Origin of the sequence: Actinotalea solisilvae (genome assembly GCF_016464425.1) — a bacterium.
Taxonomy (GTDB): Bacteria; Actinomycetota; Actinomycetes; order Actinomycetales; family Cellulomonadaceae; genus Actinotalea; species Actinotalea solisilvae.
On record NZ_JADDKQ010000004.1, the window covers coordinates 1 to 17136 of the forward strand.

Here is a 17136-nt window from a genome sequence, read left to right on the forward strand (position 1 = left end):
GCCCGCCAGGCCTCCGCCGGAGCCGGCCGACCCCCCGCCCCCCGCGGTACCGGACGCGGCGCCGCCGATGAGCCCTGCGGGCGCGCCGGTCGCGTTGGCGCCGCCGGGTCCTCCGGCTCCACCGGGTCCACCGGGTCCACCGGTGCCCGCGCCGGACGCGTTGCCCCGGTTCGCGGCCGCGCGACCGAGGCCGGCCGCGCCGAGCGCGGCCCCGCCGATCGCCACGCCGCCCGCGAGCATGCCGCCCGCGCCGCCGGCGCTGCCGCCGAAGCCTCCGCCCACGCCGTGCCCGGGACCGCCGGACGCGCCGCCGACGCCGATGCCGGCCCCGACGCCCGCCGCGCCGCCGACGGACACCGAGCCGAGGACGGAGCCGTCCGCCGTGCCCGAGCCGCCGGTGCCGACCCCGCCGCCGGTGCCGGTGCCGGTCCCCGTGCCGCCGCCGATCCCGACGAGCACGCCGCCGGTGCCGCCGCCGCCGCCCGTGCCGATGCCGGTGCCGGTCCCCCCGCCGCCACCACCGCCGATGCCGATGCCGACGAGGACGCCCGTGCTGCCCGTGCCGCCGGTCGGGCCGCCGGTCGTGGGCCCGCCCTGGTAGCCGGGGCCGCCGCCGTAGGTCGGCAGGCCGGGGCCCGAGCCCGTCGGGACGTAGGGCGTCCGCGGCGGCCCGGACGGCCCGGACGGTGAGTCGTCGCGGTCGTTGGACTGCTTGAAGGCGTTGGTGGCGATCTGCGTCGCCGTGCTCATCTCGGCGGAGAGGGTGGCCATCGCGGAAGCAGCCTGCGCCTCACGCTCCTGGCGCCGCTTCTGGATCCAGTAGGACTCCGCGGTCGCGGCCGGCAGCGTGCCCGCGCCGGGCACGGTCACGGGCGTGCCCGTGCTGTACCCCTGGCTGACGGCCTGCTGCTGCCACGGCTCGAGGCCCTCGGGCGGCAGCGCCTCGTACTCCGTCTGGGCCGTGGAGAGCGCCGCCTGCGCGCGCGTCGTCGCGTCGACGATCCGCGTGAGGCTCTCCGAGTAGGTGACGAACTGGACGCTGACGTCGTGGAACGCGTCCAGGGCGGCGTCGGCGGACTGGCCCGTCATGCCCGGCTCGCGCCCGATCGAGTCGAGCACCTGCGCCTGGAACTGGAGCTCCGGCGCGGTGTCGCCCAGCTCGACGACGCGCGACGCCGCGATACCGGGGTTGCCGTTCTCGGTCTTGGCGAGGTTCTCCACGTTCGAGCCCATCACGGCTCCCTTCCTGCCGCGGGTGCGGCGCTGGCGGCCCGGCGTCGGGCCAGGAGGACGACGGCGGCGACGGCGACGACGCCGACCCCGCCCAGGACGATGGGGAGTGCGGGACCGGCCCCCGACCCGACGCCGTCGGCGTCGGAGTCCGGGCGGGGCGCGGCGGTGGCCTCAGCGGTGGGCGTCTCGGACGGCTCGGCGGTCGCCTGCGGCGACGCCGCGGCGATCGCGTCGAGGACCTGCTGGGTGGTCGGGACGACAGTCCCGGGGTCGTCCAGCGGACGAAGGAACGGGTTCTCGTCGGGGTACTGCGTGGGGTCGGCCTCGAGGAGCTTGAGGATCGCCACCGGGCCGTACCCCCACTGGGGGTGGTGCTCGAGGTCGGGGTTCTCGATCGCCGTGTTGCGGATGAGCGCCTGCATCATCTGGTTGCCCGTGGCGTCCGGATGCTGCGACCACGCGAGCGCGATCGCCCCCGCCGTCCACGGCGCGGCCATGCTCGTGCCGCTCGCGAGCCGGTAGCTGTCCCACGAACCCGCGGCCGCGTCGTACCAGCGGATGTCCTCGCCCGGCGCGACGACGGCGAGGTACGGGCTCGAGGTGGTGTCGGTCTCGGGGTCGAGCTGGAGCGCCGAGTCCGACATCTCGACCATCACGACGCCGTTGCCCGACCCGGGCCAGCCGATGACGCCGTCGTTGCCCGGCGCGGCCACGATGACGACACCGGCGGCGTACGCCCGGGCGACCGCCTCGCCGATGGTGTTGTTCCACGCGCTGCCGCTCGACATGCTGATGATGTCGGCCCCCTGGGCCACGGCGTCGTCGATGCTCTCGGCGACCGGTGCGAGGTCGTCGACGTACCCGGCGGACCCGAGGCACGCGGGGCCGTCGAGGTCGCCCTCCTGCCAGCCGGGCGCGTGCATGGAGTACGTGAGGACCGTCGCGCCGGGCGCGACACCGCGGATGCCCGGCTGCCCACCAGCCCCGGCGCCCGTCCCGACGAGGAGCGCCACCGTGCCCGTCGCGTGCTCCGCGTCCGGCCCGGTCGACGTCTCGCTGGGCGTCACGCCGTCGGGCGCGCCGCAGAAGCTCGGCCGGACGACGACGTTCGCCCCGACGAGGTCGGGTGCTGCCGGGTTCACCGGGCCGTCGATGACGGCGATCGTGATGCCCTCGCCCGTGGTCTGCGCGTGCGCCTCGTCGATGCCGGTCTCGGTGATGTACCAGAGGCCGTCGCCGGCGCCGGTCGAGGCCGCGGCGGGCAGGGCCGACGCGAGCAGCGCGGCGCCCAGCGCGAGCGCCGCCGCGGGGCGGGCCGTCCGCCGCACCGTCACTGGCTCGCGTAGCTGGCGCCGCCACCGGGCGTCGGGCCGAGCAGGTCGGCGAAGGGCGACGTCGACGCCGTCGTCGTCGTCGCGGCCATGATCGCCGGCGGGGTCAGGAACGGCGACGGAGCCGTCGCGGGGACCGTGTAGCCCGGCGCGTAGGGCACGGGCGCGGGGATGTAGTCGGGCCCCTCGGGCTGCGTGTCCGCCCGGGTCAGCAGCCGGGCGAGGGCCTCGGCCGTGGCGGCGTCCATGTTCTCGATGTCGGCGGCGTTGCGCTGCAGCGTCTCGCACAGCCGCCGGACCTCGGCCCACAGGTCCTTGAGGCGGTCCTCCGCCGTGTCGAGCACCGTGGACATGGCGAGAAGGAAGTCGACCGCCGGCGGCGCCGCCGACCAGACCGCCGTGGTCTGGACCGACTGGGCGGACTTCACCCGGGGCAGGAAGTCGGTCTCGATCTGGTCGAAGAGCGCGTTGAGGTCGTCCACGCAGCGCTGGACGCGCTCCGGTGTCATCTCGACCGACGTTGCCACGTTCTCGTCCTCCATCGTTCCCCCTGAACCGGTGGCGGTGGCGCCACGCCCCCAACCCCGGCGGTGGGGTTGGGGGCGAGCGTCACGAACACCGGACCACGCACGCGGGGCGCGCGCGGCCGTGCTGGTACGGCTGCTGGGCGTCCGGCCTCACGGCCGGCACGGCTCACCAGCGAGCGGCGTTGTTCTTCTCCGTCGCGTTGTACTCCTGGCCCGACGTGTCGACGGCCTTGCCGATGTCGGCGAGGAGGAGCTTCATGTCGCTGATCGCGGACGTCCACTTGGCCTTGGCGGCCTCGTACGACGACGACGCCTCACCGGACCAGTTGGCGCGCAGCGGCTGCAGCGAGCGGTCCATGTCGGCGAGCTTGGCCTCGAGCTGGTTCGCACCGGTCGAGATGTCGGCCGCCGCGGTGGACAGGGCGGAGAAGTTGACCTTCAGGTCGCTCATCGATGTGCCTTTCTGCCTGGTCGGGGTCAGCCGAGCCGGCTGGTGAGGCGGCCCATCGAGGCGGACTGCGCCTCGTCGGACGCGGTGTACGTGCTCTGCGACGAGATCAGGTTGCTCTCGAACTCGTTGAGCGCGCTGATGATCTTGTTCGCGTCGCCGTTCCACCGCTCCATGAGCGTGTTGAACGCGACTGCGCCCTGACCGACCCACGCACCGCGCAGGCCCTCGAGCTTGCCGCGCAGCACGCTGAGCTCGTTCTGCAGCTCGCTGCGGGACTGCGCCACTGCGGACGCGCCGGCCTTGAGCGCACCATCGGCTGCGGAGACTTCGCCAGCCATAGCCACCTCCCCCTACCACGACCCCTCGGGGCCTCTCGAGAACCCGACCGGACAGCCAGGGTCGGCACCCTGCGGCGCCAGGCATGAGGCTAGACGATCACGTCGGACCGGTGGCAACCGCTCGCGGACCTGTGCACGGACTCTTCACCAACGGCCACACCAACGAGTGACGTCGCGTCCGACACGTGAAGGAACGGTCGAGGTCCGGGGGCGCGAGGGCGCGGGCGTCACGGTCGCCCGGCCGCCCGGCCTCACTATGCTGACCGCCGACGCACGCGCCACCACGACCGAAGGGCCGCCGATGTCCGCAGCCACCTCGACCCCCGGCGTCCTGGGGACGCTCGTCCGGGTCTCGGTGAGCGCCGGTGACCGCGCCGTCGACCTCGGCGCGCCGGGCAACGTCCCCGTGGCCGAGCTGGTCCCCGGCCTGGCGCGCACGCTCGGGCTGCTCGACGCGAGCACGGTGTACGGCGGCTTCCGGCTGGTGCGCACCGACGGGCGGCCGCTCGACTCCGACCGCAGCCTCCAGGCGCAGGGCGTCGAGGACGGGTCGGTCCTCACGCTCGAGTCCGGCGCCCAGGTCGCCGACGTCCGCGTCTACGACGACGTGGTCGAGGCCGTGGCCGACGCGGTCGAGGGCCAGTACGCGCCCTGGACCCCGCGGGACTCCGCCCTCACGGCCGTGGTCGCCGCGGCCGCGTTCCTGCTCACCGGCGCTGCGCTCCTGCTCGGGGCCGACGTCGGCTCGCTCGTGCCCCCGGTCGTCGCGGGCGCCGGCGCGCTCCTCGTCCTCGGTGCGGGTGCCGTCGTCGGCCGCGTCGGCGGGCACGACGTGGGCGCGCGCACGCTCGTGCTCGTCGCGACGGTGTTCGGGCTCGTGGCGGGGCTCACCGCGACCGCCGAGCCGCCGTCGTGGGGCGTCCCCGCGGCGCTCGCCGGCCTCGGCATGCTGCTCGTCGCGGCGCTCGGCGTCCCCGTGCTCACGACCGGCCGCGAGATCTGCGTCGCCCCGGGGGTGCTGGGTCTGACGGTCGCCGTCGTCGGCGCAGTGGTGGCGGGGACGGGCGCGGCGCCGGGGACGGTGCTCGCGATCGTGGTCGCCGTCGTCGTCACCGCGGGCAACGCCATCCCCTGGCTCGCGCTCGCGAGCACGCCGCTGCGCGTGGTGTCGCCGCGCAGCGACGCCGAGATCCTGCTGGACCCCGTCCCGCTCGACCCGGCCCAGGTGCGCGAGCAGTACGGCCGCGGCCACCGGCTCCAGGTCGCCCTGCGGCTCGCGGTCGCGACGCTCGCGGTCGCGGCGGCGCCGGCCGTCGTCGCCACGGGCGTCCCGGGGACGCTCCTGGTCACCGCAGCGTTCGCCGGCATGCTCCTGAGCGTCCGGCAGACCTACTCGCGCCAGGACGTCCTCGTCGTCATGGGCGCCGGCATCCTCGGGCTCACGGTCACCGGCGTGCTCGCCGCGGCGGCGCACCCGACCTGGCGCACGGGCCTCGCCATGGTCGCGGGCGGAGCCGCCGCCCTGGTCATCGCGCTGAGCCTGGTCGCGCCCCGTCAGCGCGTCGCGATGGGCCGGGCCGCGGACACCCTCGAGCTCACGTGCCTCGCGGTGCTGCTCCCGCTCGGTGTCGCGGCGGCGGGTCTGGTCTGACCCGTGGCGAACAAGAAGGACCTCGTCGAGGCCCAGACCTTCAGCCGGCGACGCCTGCTCACCGCGTTCGTCTCCGGCGCCCCGGGCGGGCGCGAGCTCGAGCCGACCAAGCCCCTGCGCGCCGTCGTCACCGGCGTCGCCCTCACGGGCCTCCTCGTCGTGGGCAGCCTCGTGTTCGGCCTGCTCAAGCCGGGGCTCCCCCAGGGCTGGGACGACAACTCGCTCATCGTCACGCGCGACGGCGGCTCCCGCTACGTCGCGATCGACGGCACGCTCTACCCGATCCTCAACACCGCCTCGGCGCGCCTGCTCATCGCGGGCGAGTTCCGGGTCATCCAGGTCGACGACGAGAAGATCGCGTCGACCCCGCGCGGCGAGACGCGCGGCATCCCGGGTGCCCCCGACGACCTGCCGACCCGGTCCTCGCTGATCAGCTCGGGCTGGCTCGCGTGCACCGAGCCGGAGGGCGGCCTCGCGACGATCCTGCGCACGGGCGACGTCGTCACGCAGGTCCAGGAGGACCTCGCCGCCGCCGAGGCCGCCGCCGCCACGCCGCTCGGGCTCCTCGTGCGCACCGCGGACGACGTCTACCTCGTCGTCGAGGGCCGGCGGCACCTCGTGCCGCGTGCCGAGGCGCCCGCGGTGCTCCGGGCGATCCGCCAGGAGACGGTCCAGCCCTGGCAGGTGAGCGCGCAGTGGCTCAACCTCTTCCCGGCCGGCGAGGACCTGTCCCCCGTGACGACCCCGGGTGCGGGTGACCCGCTCCCGGACGACGTGCCCGCGCCCCCCGGTGCCGTCGTCGGCTCGGTCGTCTCGGTGACGGACACCGGCGCCCGGTACGTCGTCGACCAGAACGGGGACCTCGCGCCGCTGAGCCCGTTCGCGCTCGAGCTCTACCGGATCGGCTCCGGTGCCGTCACCGGCGCCGACGTCGAGGTCACCGCGGGTCAGATCAGCGCGATGAACACGGCCGAGCGTGCGGCGGGCGGCGCCGACTGGCCCGACGAGCTCCCGGCCGCCCTGCCCGAGGACGAGGTCGCGTGCGCCTACCTCACGACGCAGGCGGAGACCGGCGAGCCCGCGCAGGTCGAGCTCGTCGCGCACCCCGACGTCGTCATCGAGGTCGGCCGCCAGTCGGTCGAGGTCCAGCCCGCCGCGGGCGCGCTGGTGCACGCGACCGCGGGCCCCGGCATGACGGGGCCGACGCTCCTCATCGACCAGACGGGCACGGCCTACCCGGTGCCGGTCGCCACCGACGAGATCCTCGGCCGGCTCGGCTACGCCGCCGACGACATCGTGGACGTCCCGCAGGCGTGGATGAACCTCTTCCCGGGCGGTCCCGCGCTCACCGAGCAGGGGGCCGCGCAGGCCGTGCTGGCGGCCGGGTGAGGACGCTCGGGCGCCTCGTCCTCGGCGCGGCCGGTCTCGCGCTGGCGTCGGGGCTCGCGCTGCCCGGGGCCGCGGCCGCGCCCGGGTCCGCCGGCGCTCCCGGCACGCCGACGCCGTCGGGGCGCGTGCCGACCGCCGTCGGCCAGTGCACCCCCGAGAAGGTGCAGTACGTCGCGCAGGAGCCCCCCGCGCTGAACCGGCTCGGCGCGCGTGACGCGTGGCGCACCGCGACCGGCGCCGGCATCGTCGTCGCGGTGGTCGACTCGGGCGTGGACCCGGCGAACACCCACCTCACGCCCGCGGTGCTGCCCGGCGTCGACGTCGTCGGGCTCGAGGGTGACCCGCGCGGCTGGACCGACACGGCGGGGCACGGCACGGCGGTCGCGGGGATCATCGCCGCGCGCCCGTGGGAGGGCTCCGGGCTCGTCGGGCTCGCGCCCGACGCCACGATCCTGCCGGTGCGCGTCTACTACGCGGACGACGAGCAGGCGGTCGAGGCGGGCGTCCAGCCGCAGACGGGTCGCATCGCCGAGGGCATCCTCTGGGCGGTCGACAACGGCGCGCGCGTCGTCAACGTGTCCATCAGCAGCACCGTCGACGACCCGGTGCTGCGCGACGCCGTCCGCGTGGCCACCGAGCGCGGCGCGCTCGTCGTCGCCAGCGCGGGCAACCGGACGACGGCGGAGGACACCACGGACTCGCCGCGCTACCCCGCGGCGTACGACGAGGTCCTCGCCGTGACCGCGGTCGACGCCGGGGACAGCGCCACCGAGGACTCGATCCACGGCCCGCACGTGGAGATCGCCGCTCCCGGCACCGACGTCCTCACGACGTTCCACGCCGCGGGCGACTGCGTGCTCGGCGGCGCGGCGTCGTCGAGCTACGCGACGGCGTACGTCAGCGCGGCGGCGGCGCTCGTGGCGCAGGCCTACCCGGGCGAGCGGCCGGCGCAGTGGGCCCACCGTCTCACGGTCACCGCGGCGCGCTTCGTCGCGGACGCGCGGGACGACTGGGTGGGCTGGGGCGTCGTGCGGCCGTCGTCCGCGCTCGCGTTCGTCGACGACGGCTCGGCCCCCGGGCCGCCGAGCCCGGCGTACGAGGCGCCCGTCGTGACGCCCCCGCGCCCGGCGGACCTCGAGCTCGGCGCGCCCGAGGATGTCCTCGCGCCCGCCCAGGCGGTCTCCACGTGGTGGCTGCTCGGCGGCGTGGGTGCGTGCCTCGCCGCGCTCGTCGTGTCGCGGCTCACGGGGCGCCGCCGCCGGGAGCGCGCCGCGGCCGCGACCACCTGACGGGACCCGGACGACGTCGCACGTGACGCGACGCACGGGGCGGGCCGCTCAGGTTCCGGCGTCGACGTGCCGATGCCACAGGGACGGGCGATCCGGGCAGCGGCGTGCTGCCCGACGACGACCGTGGACGGACTCAGGAAGAGGTGACGGATGGCGACGCCCGGCGCGGTGCCCGCGAGCATGGCCAAGCGACTGCTCGCGGCCGTGATCGACGGCGCCGCGGCGATGCTGCTCGGCGGCGCGTTCGTCGTCACCGGGCTGCTCCCGGTCGTCGAGGCCGTGCGGTCCGGCTCGGCCGCGGTCCCGCCGACGTCGCCCCTCGTGGTCGTCGGGTACGTCCTCGTCCTGGCGCTCGCGGCGTTCCAGTGGTGGTTCCAGGGCGCGCGCGGCTACACGATCGGCAAGCGGCTCGTCGGCCTGCGCACGCTCGCGGCGACGACCGGTCGCCCGATCGGGCTCGGCAAGGCGTTCGTCCGGCTCCTCGTCCCGGCCGCCGGGTCGCTCGCGTGCGGCGTCGGCCAGGCGCTCGTCTACGCGTCGCCCTTCTTCGACGGGACGGGCCGCCGGCAGGGCTGGCACGACAAGGCGGCGGGCTCGATGGTCTTCGACGTGGCGGTCGGCGTCGACCCCGCGGAGGCGTCCGCGTCGGCGCCCGACGTCGCGCGCCGGATCGACGGCCTGCTCGCCCCGGCCGCGCCCGCGACGCCGCGTCCGCCCGTGTCCGGCGCCCCCGGGGCCGCGCTGCCCGTCGGCCCGGTGCCGTCCGACCCGCGCGGCGCGGTGCCGCCGCCCCCGCCGCCCCCGCCGCCGCCGTCGTCGGCGCCCGACGAGCCGCGGCCGGGCCCGCTGCTCGCGCCCCGCCTCCCGCTGACCCCCCCGGGCGCGGGCGCTGCGCCCGCCGGCCCGCCGCCGGCACCCGCTCCGGCGCCGGCTCCTGCCCCCGTCACGTCGGTCCCCGTCACCTCCGTCCCCGTCGCCCCGGCGCCCGGCCCGGCCGGCCCGCCGGCGCCCGCACCTGCGGTGCCGGACGGCACGGGGATCATCTCGTCGGTCCCCGTCGCGACGTCGCGCCCGCAGCACCGCCTCGGCGAGCCGTCCGAGCACGACACGGCGCCGTCGGAGGTGGCGTCCGCGCCCGAGGCGTCGGATGCTGCTCTGGTGACCTCGCCACAGCAGGGCGTCCAGCCCCTGCCGCCCCTCGACGACGACGTGGAGCGCACGCGCCTCGGCCACGCCAGCCGGCTGTCGGTGCCCGAGGTGGAGCGCACCGGTCGCGGCGCGCCGCGCGCGACGCTCCAGCTGTGGGACGGCCGGACGCTCACGCTCGAGGGCACGGCCCTCGTCGGTCGCAACCCCGCCCCGCGCGACGGCGAGGCCGAGCCGGACCAGCTGCTCGCGGTGCCGGACCCGGGCCGGTCCGTCTCCAAGACGCACCTCGTGCTCGGCGTCGACACCGACGGCGTGTGGCTGCGCGACCGCAACTCCACCAACGGCACCGTGGTGACGCTCGGCGACGGTCAGCAGATCCTCTGCGCGCCCGAGCAGAAGGTGCGCGTGCCCGACCGCGCGTCCGTCGCGTTCGGGGACTTCTGGCTCACGGTCGCCGGCTGAACGGTCGCGTCTGGCGCAGGCCGTCCGCGGTGAGCACGACGAGCGCGAGCCAGACGAGCCCGAAGCCGACCCACCGCGCGAGCGGCATCTCCTCGCCGAACCAGAGCACGCCGACGAGGAACTGCAGCGTCGGGGCGAGGTACTGGAGCATGCCGACGACGCTCAGGGGCAGCCGCCGCGCGGCGCCGCCGAACAGCAGGAGCGGCACGGCCGTGATGACGCCGGACGCCACGAGCGCGGCCGCGTGGCCCGCGCCGTGGGCGCCGAAGGCGGCCGAGCCGGTCGCCGCCAGCCACCCGAGGTAGGCGAGCGCCACGGGCGACAGCACCGCGGTCTCGACCGCGAGGCTCGCGACGGCCGGCACGGTGCGCCCGACGCGGTTCTTGATGAGGCCGTAGAGCCCGAAGGTCACGGCGAGCGTGAGCGCGATCCACGGCAGGCGGCCCACGCCGACCGTGATGACGACGACCGCAGCGGCGCCGACGCCGAGCGCGACCCACTGCGCACGCCGCAGGCGCTCGCCGAGCGCGAGGACCGCGAGCGCGACCGTGACCAGCGGGTTGATGTAGTAGCCGAGCGCGGTGTCGACGGTGTGGCCGGTGAGCACGCCGTGGACGAAGACCAGCCAGTTGACGGCCACGAGCGCGCCGGCGCCGGCCAGGGTGCCGAACATCCGCCGGTCCCGCAGCGCGCGCGTGAACGCGGACCACCCGCCGGTGAGCGGCAGCAGGACGAGGCAGAAGAGCAGCGACCACACGACGCGGTGGGCGATGATCTCGACCGGACCCGCGGGCGCCAGCAGGGGGAAGTACAGGGGCAGGAAGCCCCAGAGCAGGTACGCCCCGAGCCCGAGGGCGAGGCCCGTGCGGTCCAGCGGGGCGGTCGACGGGTCCCCGGGCGAGCGCACCGGCCCAACCTACGCCCGCCTACACTGACCTCAGCGTCCTGGTGCGGCGCGCCGTCGCCAGGGCGACCGGCGCCCCGCCGTCCCCCATCGGAAGGCACCACTGCCCGTGAGCAGCACCCGCCCCCTGCGAGTCGCCGTGGTCGGCGCCGGGCCGGCCGGCATCTACGCGTCCGACATCCTCTCGAAGTCCGGGCTCGAGGTCTCCATCGACCTGTTCGAGCGGCTGCCCGCGCCGTTCGGCCTCGTGCGCTACGGCGTCGCGCCGGACCACCCGCGCATCAAGCAGATCATCGTGGCGCTGCACAAGATCCTCGACCGGGGGGACATCCGGCTCCTCAGCAACGTCGACTACGGCACCGACCTGGACCTGGACGACCTGCGTCGCTTCTACGACGCGGTGATCTTCTCCACGGGTGCGATCCGTGACGCCGAGCTGCCGATCCCGGGCATCGACCTGCCCGGCTCCTTCGGCGCGGCGGACTTCGTCTCCTGGTACGACGGCCACCCGGACGTGCCGCGCACGTGGCCGCTCGAGGCGAGGTCCATCGCCGTGATCGGGGCCGGCAACGTCGCGCTCGACGTCGCGCGCATCCTCGCCAAGCACCCCGAGGACCTGCTGCCGACGGAGATCCCCGACAACGTCCACCAGGGTCTCCTCGCGAGCCCGGTGACCGACGTCCACGTGTTCGCGCGCCGCGGGCCGGCGCAGGTGAAGTTCAGCCCGCTCGAGCTGCGCGAGCTCGGCCACGTGCGCGACGTCGACGTCGTCGTCTACCCCGAGGACTTCGACTTCGACGAGGGCTCGATGGCGGCGATCCACTCGTCGAACCAGACCAAGCAGGTCGTCAAGACCCTCACGGACTGGACGCTCAAGGAGCCCGAGGAGCTCACGGCGAGCCGGCGCATCCACCTGCACTTCCTGCACAAGCCGGTCGCCGTGCTCGGCGAGGACCACGTCACCGGGCTCCGCACCGAGCGGACGGTCCTCACGGGCGACGGCTCGGTCGCCGGCACGGGGCAGATGCACGACTGGCCGGTCGAGGCCGTCTACCGCGCGGTCGGCTACTTCGGCTCCCCGCTGCCGGGACTGCCGTTCGACGAGGTCGGCGGCGTCGTCCCCAACCGCGAGGGGCGCGTGGTCGAGGCCGACGGCGAGCCGCTGCGCGGCGTCTACACGACCGGCTGGATCAAGCGCGGCCCGGTGGGGCTCATCGGCCACACCAAGTCGGACGCCACCGAGACGATCAAGCACCTCGTGTCCGACGTCGAGGACCTGCCGCGCGCCGTCGAGCCCGACCCGGACGCCGTCACGGCGTTCCTCACCGAGCGCGGCGTCGGCCACGTCGAGTGGTCGGGCTGGATGCTGCTCGACGCCTACGAGCAGTCGCTGGGCGAGCCACACGGCCGCGAGCGGATCAAGGTCGTCCCGCGCGAGGACATGCTCGCAGTCATCCGCGGCGAGGGCTGACCCGCCCCCACCCGCTCCAGTTCGTGGGGGGCGGGGGGTGAGGTCAGGCGAGGCGGCGGAGGAACTCGCGCGTGCGCTGCTGCTGGGGGTCGCCCAGCACCTGGTCCGGCGTGCCGCGCTCGTGGACGCGGCCGGCGTGCAGGAAGCACACCTCGTCGGCGACGTGACGGGCGAAGCCCATCTCGTGCGTCGCGACGAGCATCGTCATGCCCTCGGCCTTGAGCTCGACGAGCAGGTCGAGCACCTCGCCGACCAGCTCCGGGTCCAGCGCACTCGTCACCTCGTCGAGGAGCATGAGCCGCGGCGACGAGACGAGCGCGCGCGCGATCGCGACGCGCTGCTGCTGACCGCCCGAGAGCTCGTCCGGGAAGGCGCTCGCGCGTGACCCCAGGCCCACGCGGTCGAGGATGGCGCGGGCGCGCTCCTCCGCCTCGGCGCGGGGGACGCGGTGCACCAGGCGCGACGCGAGCGTGACGTTGTCGAGCACCCGCATGTGCGGGAAGAGGTTGTACGCCTGGAAGACCATGCCCATCCGGGCGCGGTCGGCGTCGGCGTCGCGCCGTGGGTCGGTGATGTCCTCGCCCTCGAGCAGCACGACGCCGTCGTCGACCTCCTCGAGCAGGTCGACCGTCCGCAGGAGCGTCGACTTGCCGGAGCCCGAGGCGCCGATGAGCACGACGCAGCGGTGGGCGTCGACGTCGAGGTCGATGCCGTCCAGCACGACCGTCGCGCCGAACGCCTTGCGCACGCCGCGGATGCTCAGGAGCGGCTCGCCGGCCGCGGCCGCGGTCACCGGAGCGGCCCCGCGCCCGCGACGCCTGCGGTCGCACCCAGCCAGCCGCTGCGGCGCGAGAGCGCCTCGGTGAAGCGCGTGAGCGGCACGGTGAGCAGGACGAAGAGGAACCCGGCCACCACGTAGGGCGTGAAGTTCGCGTTGACCGACGTCTGGATCTGCGCCGCCCGGACCGCGTCGATCGCGCCGAGGATCGAGATGAGCCCCGAGTCCTTCTGGAGCGCGACGAGGTCGTTGAGCAGCGCCGGGACGACGCGCCGCACGGCCTGCGGCAGCACGACGGTCCGCATCGTCTGCGCCCGGCTCAGGCCGAGCGAGCGCGCGGCGGCGACCTGGGACGGGTGGACGGACTCGATCCCCGCGCGGAACACCTCGGCCACGTAGGCCGAGTAGGTGAGCACGAGCGCGAGGCCGCCGAGGACGACGGCCTGGGTGGGGATGCCCTGGAGCCGCAGCCCGGGCAGACCGAAGCCGACGAGCAGCAGCACGAGGATGAGGGGCAGCCCGCGGAAGACGTCGACGTAGGCCGTCGCCGCCGCGCGCAGCGGGAAGAAGACGGGCCCGCGGAGCGTGCGCGCCACCGCGAGGGCCAGCGCCACCACGACGATGACGACCGCGCACACCGCCATGACGCGCAGGTTGAGCCACAGCCCCTCGAGCACCGCGGGCAGCGAGGCGAGCGCGACCTCGGGGTCGAAGAAGGACTGCCGCACGCGCGGCCAACCGGGCGACCGGACGAGCGCGAGGACGGCGACGCCGGTGAGCGCGACGGTGCTGAGCACCGCCACGAGGGTCGAGCGCCGTGCCTGACCGCGGCGGTACGCGAGCCGCTCGACCTGCAGGGCCGACGGCGACCAGCCGCTCACCTCACGCCCCGGGGGCGACGCGCGCGGGGGAGCGGCGGCACCGGCCGGGCCGGGTCGTCACTCGAGGACCGGCGCGCCGGCGGCGTCGGTGAGCCACTGCGCCTCGAGCTCGGCGAGCGTGCCGTCCTCGCGCAGGGCGTCGACGGCCGCCGTGACGTCCGCGGTGAGCGCGCTGCCCTTGTCGAGCACGAGCCCGAACTGGTCCGGCGAGTCGCCGGCGGGCAGCTGGCCCACGAGCACGCCCCCGTCGAGCTCGGCGGCCGTGATGTAGAGCGCCGTGGGCAGGTCGACGACGATCGCGTCGACGAGCCCGGCCGTGAGCGCCTGCTTCACCTGGTCGTTGTCGTTGAAGAGCTGCACGGCGGTGGTCGGGGCGATGGACGCCTCGGCGACCTGCGCGCTCGTCGTGCCGACCATCGCGCCGATCCGCAGCGCGGCGAGGTCGGCGAGCGAGGCGGCGTCGGCCGCGGCGCTGCCCTCGACGGTCACGACGGCCTGCGCCGTGTCGTAGTAGCTCGAGGAGAAGTCGAGGTTCTCGCGACGCTCGTCGCTGATCGAGACCTGGTTGATCGCGACGTCGAACGGCTTGGCGCCCGGCGCGATGATCTGGTCGAACGTCACGGTGACCCACTCGACCTGGTCGGCCGCGAAGCCCAGCTCCTCGGCGACCGCGTACGCGACCGCCGACTCGAAGCCCTCGCCGCTGGTCGGGTCGTTGTCGACGACCCACGGCTCGTAGGCCGGGTCGGACGTGCCGATCGTCAGGACCCCCTCGGCGAGCGTCGGCAGCGACGCGTCGCCACCCTCGGCGCCCGCGGTCGGGTCGGCGCCGCCGCCCTCCTCGACGGGTGCACACGCGCCGAGCGCCAGGGCGCTCGCGGCGGCCAGGACGATCAGGGAGGCGGTGCGCACGGGGAACTCCTGCGTTTCGAGACGGGGATGACCGACGGGTGGACGGCCGGCGGCCAGCGTACCGGGAACCGGGCCCGTGCCCCGAGCGTTCTCCCAGGCAGGAGCGCCGGTCGTCGGGCATCCTCGGGTGAGCGGGTCGGGCAGGGAGGAGTCACGTGGGACGCCGGCACGTCAACGGGCTCAAGACGGCGCTGCTGTTCGGCGCGCTCTGGGGGCTCCTGCTCGGGGTGGGGTCGCTCGTCGGGCGCGCTCAGTACCTCTGGCTCTTCGCCGGCCTCGGCGTCGTCGGCACGGCGTACGGGTACTGGAACTCCGACCGGATCGCGATCCGCGCGATGCACGCCCGGCCCGTGAGCGAGATCGAGCAGCCCGCGATGCACCGCATCGTGCGCGAGCTCTCGACCGCCGCGCGCCAGCCGATGCCCCGCCTCTACGTCTCGCCCACGGCGGCGCCCAACGCGTTCGCGACCGGCCGCAGCCCCCGGCACGCCGCCGTGTGCTGCACCGAGGGCATCCTCGCGCTGCTGGACGAGCGCGAGCTGCGGGGCGTGCTCGGCCACGAGCTCATGCACGTCTACCACCGCGACATCCTCACGTCGTCGGTCGCCGCGGCGTTCGCGGGCATGATCACGGCCCTGGCGCAGTTCCTCATGTTCTTCGGGGGAGGGGACCGCGACCGCGGCGGCAACCCGGTCGCGATGCTCGCGATGGTCGTCCTCGCCCCTGTCGCCGCGATGCTCGTCCAGCTCGCCGTGAGCCGCACGCGCGAGTACGACGCCGACGAGGACGGCGCGCGCCTGACAGGGGACCCCCTGGCGCTGGCGTCCGCCCTGGCCAAGCTCGAGCGCGGCACGCAGCGCGCCCCGCTGCCCGCGAACCGCGACCTCGTGGACGTGTCGCACCTCATGATCGCCCACCCGTTCCGCGCCGGCGGGATGGCGAACCTGTTCGCGACGCACCCGCCGATGGCGCAGCGGATCGCGCGGCTGCAGGAGATGGCGGGCCACGGCGGCGTCGTCCGCGACTGACCCGCACCGCCCCGGGCACGCCGCCGGGGGCGCGGCGGCGACGCACGAACGCCCCGTCCCGGCCGGGGCCGGTGCGGGGCGTTCGTCGCGGGTGGCAGGTGAGGGATTCGAACCCCCGTAGCATGACGCGGCTGATTTACAGTCAGCTCCCTTTGGCCGCTCGGGCAACCTGCCAGGGTGCGGATGGAAGGATAGCAACTCCGCGCGGCCTCGCTGCACACGGCACCGTCGGGGCGCCACGGCCCGCGCGCCGGACCACGGCCGGAGCACCGGCCCGGACCCAGGAGGACAGACATGGCATCGGAGTCGTCGTTCGACGTCGTCAGCAAGGTGGACCGCCAGGAGGTCGACAACGCGCTCAACCAGGCCGCGAAGGAGATCGCGCAGCGGTACGACTTCAAGAACGTCGGGGCGTCCATCGCGTGGAGCGGGGACGCGATCGTCATGACCGCGAACTCCGAGGAGCGCGTCAAGGCCGTCCTCGACGTCTTCGAGACCAAGCTCATCAAGCGCGGGATCTCGCTCAAGGCGCTCGACACGGGCGAGCCCAAGGCGTCGGGCAAGGAGTACCGCCTCGCCGCGACCCTCAAGGAGGGGCTCGGCAGCGAGGACGCCAAGAAGATCTCGAAGATCATCCGCGACGAGGGCCCCAAGGGCGTCAAGTCGCAGATCACGGGCGACGAGCTGCGCGTCTCGGCCAAGAGCCGCGACGACCTCCAGGCCGTCATCGCGCTGCTCAAGGGCTCGGACCTCGACGTCGCGCTCCAGTTCGTCAACTACCGCTGACGGGCCCGGCCCGCGGGAGAGCGGCGCGGGGGAGGCCCGATTTCACGGGCACCGCGAGGCCCGTGTACCCTGGCACGCGCTGCCCCGATAGCTCAGTCGGCAGAGCGTCTCCATGGTAAGGAGAAGGTCAAGGGTTCGATTCCCTTTCGGGGCTCTGTTGGTGCCTGGACACCGTCACCGCACGTACAGCGTGCACCGGCGTGCCAGGGCACCGATAGTGGCGGGGTAGCTCAGGTGGTTAGAGCACACGACTCATAATCGTGGTGTCGCGGGTTCGAGTCCCGCCCTCGCTACCACAGTGGACAGGCGTTCCGGCGGACGGCCGGACGCATCAGACGTAGGCGCCGTTCGACCGGCGCGAGAGGTGGCAAGACCGTGGCCAGCAAGTCCCAGGACGTCCGCCCGAAGATCACGCTCGCGTGCGTGGAGTGCAAGGAGCGGAACTACATCACCAAGAAGAACCGGCGCAACGACCCGGACCGCCTGGAGATGAAGAAGTTCTGCCCGCGCGACGGCAAGCACACCGTCCACCGCGAGACCCGCTGACCTGACGCCC

General features: G+C 75.0%; 16 protein-coding genes, 3 tRNA genes and 1 pseudogene. 10 read left to right on the forward strand and 10 right to left on the reverse strand.

The window, feature by feature from the left end; all coding sequences use genetic code 11:
- From JIG38_RS04780 to JIG38_RS04800, 5 genes and pseudogenes are all read right to left on the reverse strand, one after another.
- Window positions 1-1233 (reverse strand): annotated as a pseudogene (locus JIG38_RS04780) (hypothetical protein); the annotation flags it as partial.
- Window positions 1233-2561 carry a S8 family peptidase gene (locus tag JIG38_RS04785; RefSeq protein WP_199422633.1) on the reverse strand — a complete coding sequence of 443 codons (1329 nt, stop codon included), beginning with the start codon at window positions 2559-2561 and terminating at the stop codon, window positions 1233-1235. The gene JIG38_RS04785 and the pseudogene JIG38_RS04780, both read right to left, overlap by 1 nt.
- 2 nt (window positions 2562-2563) lie before the next feature.
- Entirely contained in the window at window positions 2564-3091 is a 528-nt protein-coding gene (locus JIG38_RS20910) for a hypothetical protein (RefSeq protein WP_199422634.1), read from the reverse strand.
- 166 nt (window positions 3092-3257) lie between these two features.
- Window positions 3258-3542 carry a WXG100 family type VII secretion target gene (locus JIG38_RS04795; protein ID WP_199422635.1) on the reverse strand — a complete coding sequence of 95 codons (285 nt, stop codon included), beginning with the start codon at window positions 3540-3542 and terminating at the stop codon, window positions 3258-3260.
- A gap of 26 nt (window positions 3543-3568) precedes the next feature.
- Entirely contained in the window at window positions 3569-3880 is a 312-nt protein-coding gene (locus tag JIG38_RS04800) for a WXG100 family type VII secretion target (RefSeq protein ID WP_199422636.1), read from the reverse strand.
- 301 nt (window positions 3881-4181) lie between these two features.
- Here JIG38_RS04800 and eccD point away from each other — a divergent pair, with 301 nt between their 5' ends.
- The 4 genes from eccD (at window position 4182) to JIG38_RS04820 (ending at window position 9820) form a co-directional block, all read left to right on the forward strand.
- Window positions 4182-5531 carry a type VII secretion integral membrane protein EccD gene (gene eccD / locus JIG38_RS04805; protein ID WP_199422637.1) on the forward strand — a complete coding sequence of 450 codons (1350 nt, stop codon included), beginning with the start codon at window positions 4182-4184 and terminating at the stop codon, window positions 5529-5531.
- Between the two features lie 3 nt (window positions 5532-5534).
- Window positions 5535-6920: a type VII secretion protein EccB gene (eccB, locus tag JIG38_RS04810; RefSeq protein WP_199422638.1), complete on the forward strand. Its 1386-nt coding sequence runs from the start codon at window positions 5535-5537 to the stop codon at window positions 6918-6920.
- On the forward strand, window positions 6917-8209 hold the full coding sequence (locus JIG38_RS04815; RefSeq protein WP_199422639.1) for a S8 family serine peptidase: 1293 nt from the start codon (window positions 6917-6919) through the stop codon (window positions 8207-8209). The genes eccB and JIG38_RS04815 overlap by 4 nt, the downstream gene beginning before the upstream one ends.
- 150 nt (window positions 8210-8359) lie before the next feature.
- A complete protein-coding gene (locus tag JIG38_RS04820; RefSeq protein WP_199422640.1) occupies window positions 8360-9820 on the forward strand; it encodes an RDD family protein in 1461 nt (486 codons plus the stop codon).
- Here JIG38_RS04820 and rarD read toward each other — a convergent pair.
- A complete protein-coding gene (gene rarD / locus JIG38_RS04825; RefSeq protein ID WP_199422641.1) occupies window positions 9804-10727 on the reverse strand; it encodes an EamA family transporter RarD in 924 nt (307 codons plus the stop codon). The genes JIG38_RS04820 and rarD overlap by 17 nt on opposite strands.
- Window positions 10728-10833: 106 nt before the next feature.
- Here rarD and JIG38_RS04830 point away from each other — a divergent pair, with 106 nt between their 5' ends.
- On the forward strand, window positions 10834-12195 hold the full coding sequence (locus JIG38_RS04830; RefSeq protein WP_199422642.1) for an FAD-dependent oxidoreductase: 1362 nt from the start codon (window positions 10834-10836) through the stop codon (window positions 12193-12195).
- Window positions 12196-12238: 43 nt separating this feature from the next.
- Here JIG38_RS04830 and JIG38_RS04835 read toward each other — a convergent pair whose 3' ends face one another.
- The 3 genes from JIG38_RS04835 to JIG38_RS04845 are packed head-to-tail and all read right to left on the reverse strand — an operon-like array spanning window position 12239 to window position 14766.
- Window positions 12239-12988, reverse strand: coding sequence for an amino acid ABC transporter ATP-binding protein (locus JIG38_RS04835; RefSeq protein ID WP_199422643.1), 750 nt, complete (start codon window positions 12986-12988; stop codon window positions 12239-12241).
- Entirely contained in the window at window positions 12985-13854 is an 870-nt protein-coding gene (locus JIG38_RS04840; RefSeq protein ID WP_199422644.1) for an amino acid ABC transporter permease, read from the reverse strand. Before JIG38_RS04840 ends, JIG38_RS04835 begins: the two co-directional genes overlap by 4 nt.
- 57 nt (window positions 13855-13911) lie before the next feature.
- Window positions 13912-14766 (reverse strand): ABC transporter substrate-binding protein, encoded by an 855-nt coding sequence (locus JIG38_RS04845; RefSeq protein ID WP_199422645.1) that lies wholly within the window; start codon window positions 14764-14766, stop codon window positions 13912-13914.
- Window positions 14767-14921: 155 nt separating this feature from the next.
- Between JIG38_RS04845 and htpX the strand changes: the two genes are divergently transcribed.
- Window positions 14922-15794: a zinc metalloprotease HtpX gene (gene htpX / locus JIG38_RS04850; RefSeq protein WP_199422646.1), complete on the forward strand. Its 873-nt coding sequence runs from the start codon at window positions 14922-14924 to the stop codon at window positions 15792-15794.
- Window positions 15795-15886: 92 nt separating this feature from the next.
- Here htpX and JIG38_RS04855 read toward each other — a convergent pair.
- Window positions 15887-15968 (reverse strand) — tRNA-Tyr (locus tag JIG38_RS04855).
- Window positions 15969-16088: 120 nt separating this feature from the next.
- On the opposite strand from JIG38_RS04855, the gene JIG38_RS04860 reads away from it, so the two are divergent.
- From JIG38_RS04860 to rpmG, 4 genes are all read left to right on the forward strand, one after another.
- Window positions 16089-16580: a YajQ family cyclic di-GMP-binding protein gene (locus JIG38_RS04860; RefSeq protein ID WP_199422647.1), complete on the forward strand. Its 492-nt coding sequence runs from the start codon at window positions 16089-16091 to the stop codon at window positions 16578-16580.
- An 81-nt stretch (window positions 16581-16661) separates the two neighbouring features.
- Window positions 16662-16734 (forward strand) — tRNA-Thr (locus tag JIG38_RS04865).
- A 65-nt stretch (window positions 16735-16799) separates the two neighbouring features.
- A tRNA-Met gene (locus tag JIG38_RS04870) sits at window positions 16800-16876 on the forward strand.
- A 79-nt stretch (window positions 16877-16955) separates the two neighbouring features.
- Window positions 16956-17126, forward strand: a complete 171-nt coding sequence (rpmG, locus tag JIG38_RS04875) for a 50S ribosomal protein L33 (protein ID WP_199422648.1) — start codon at window positions 16956-16958, stop codon at window positions 17124-17126.
- The last annotated feature ends 10 nt before the right edge of the window (window positions 17127-17136 follow it).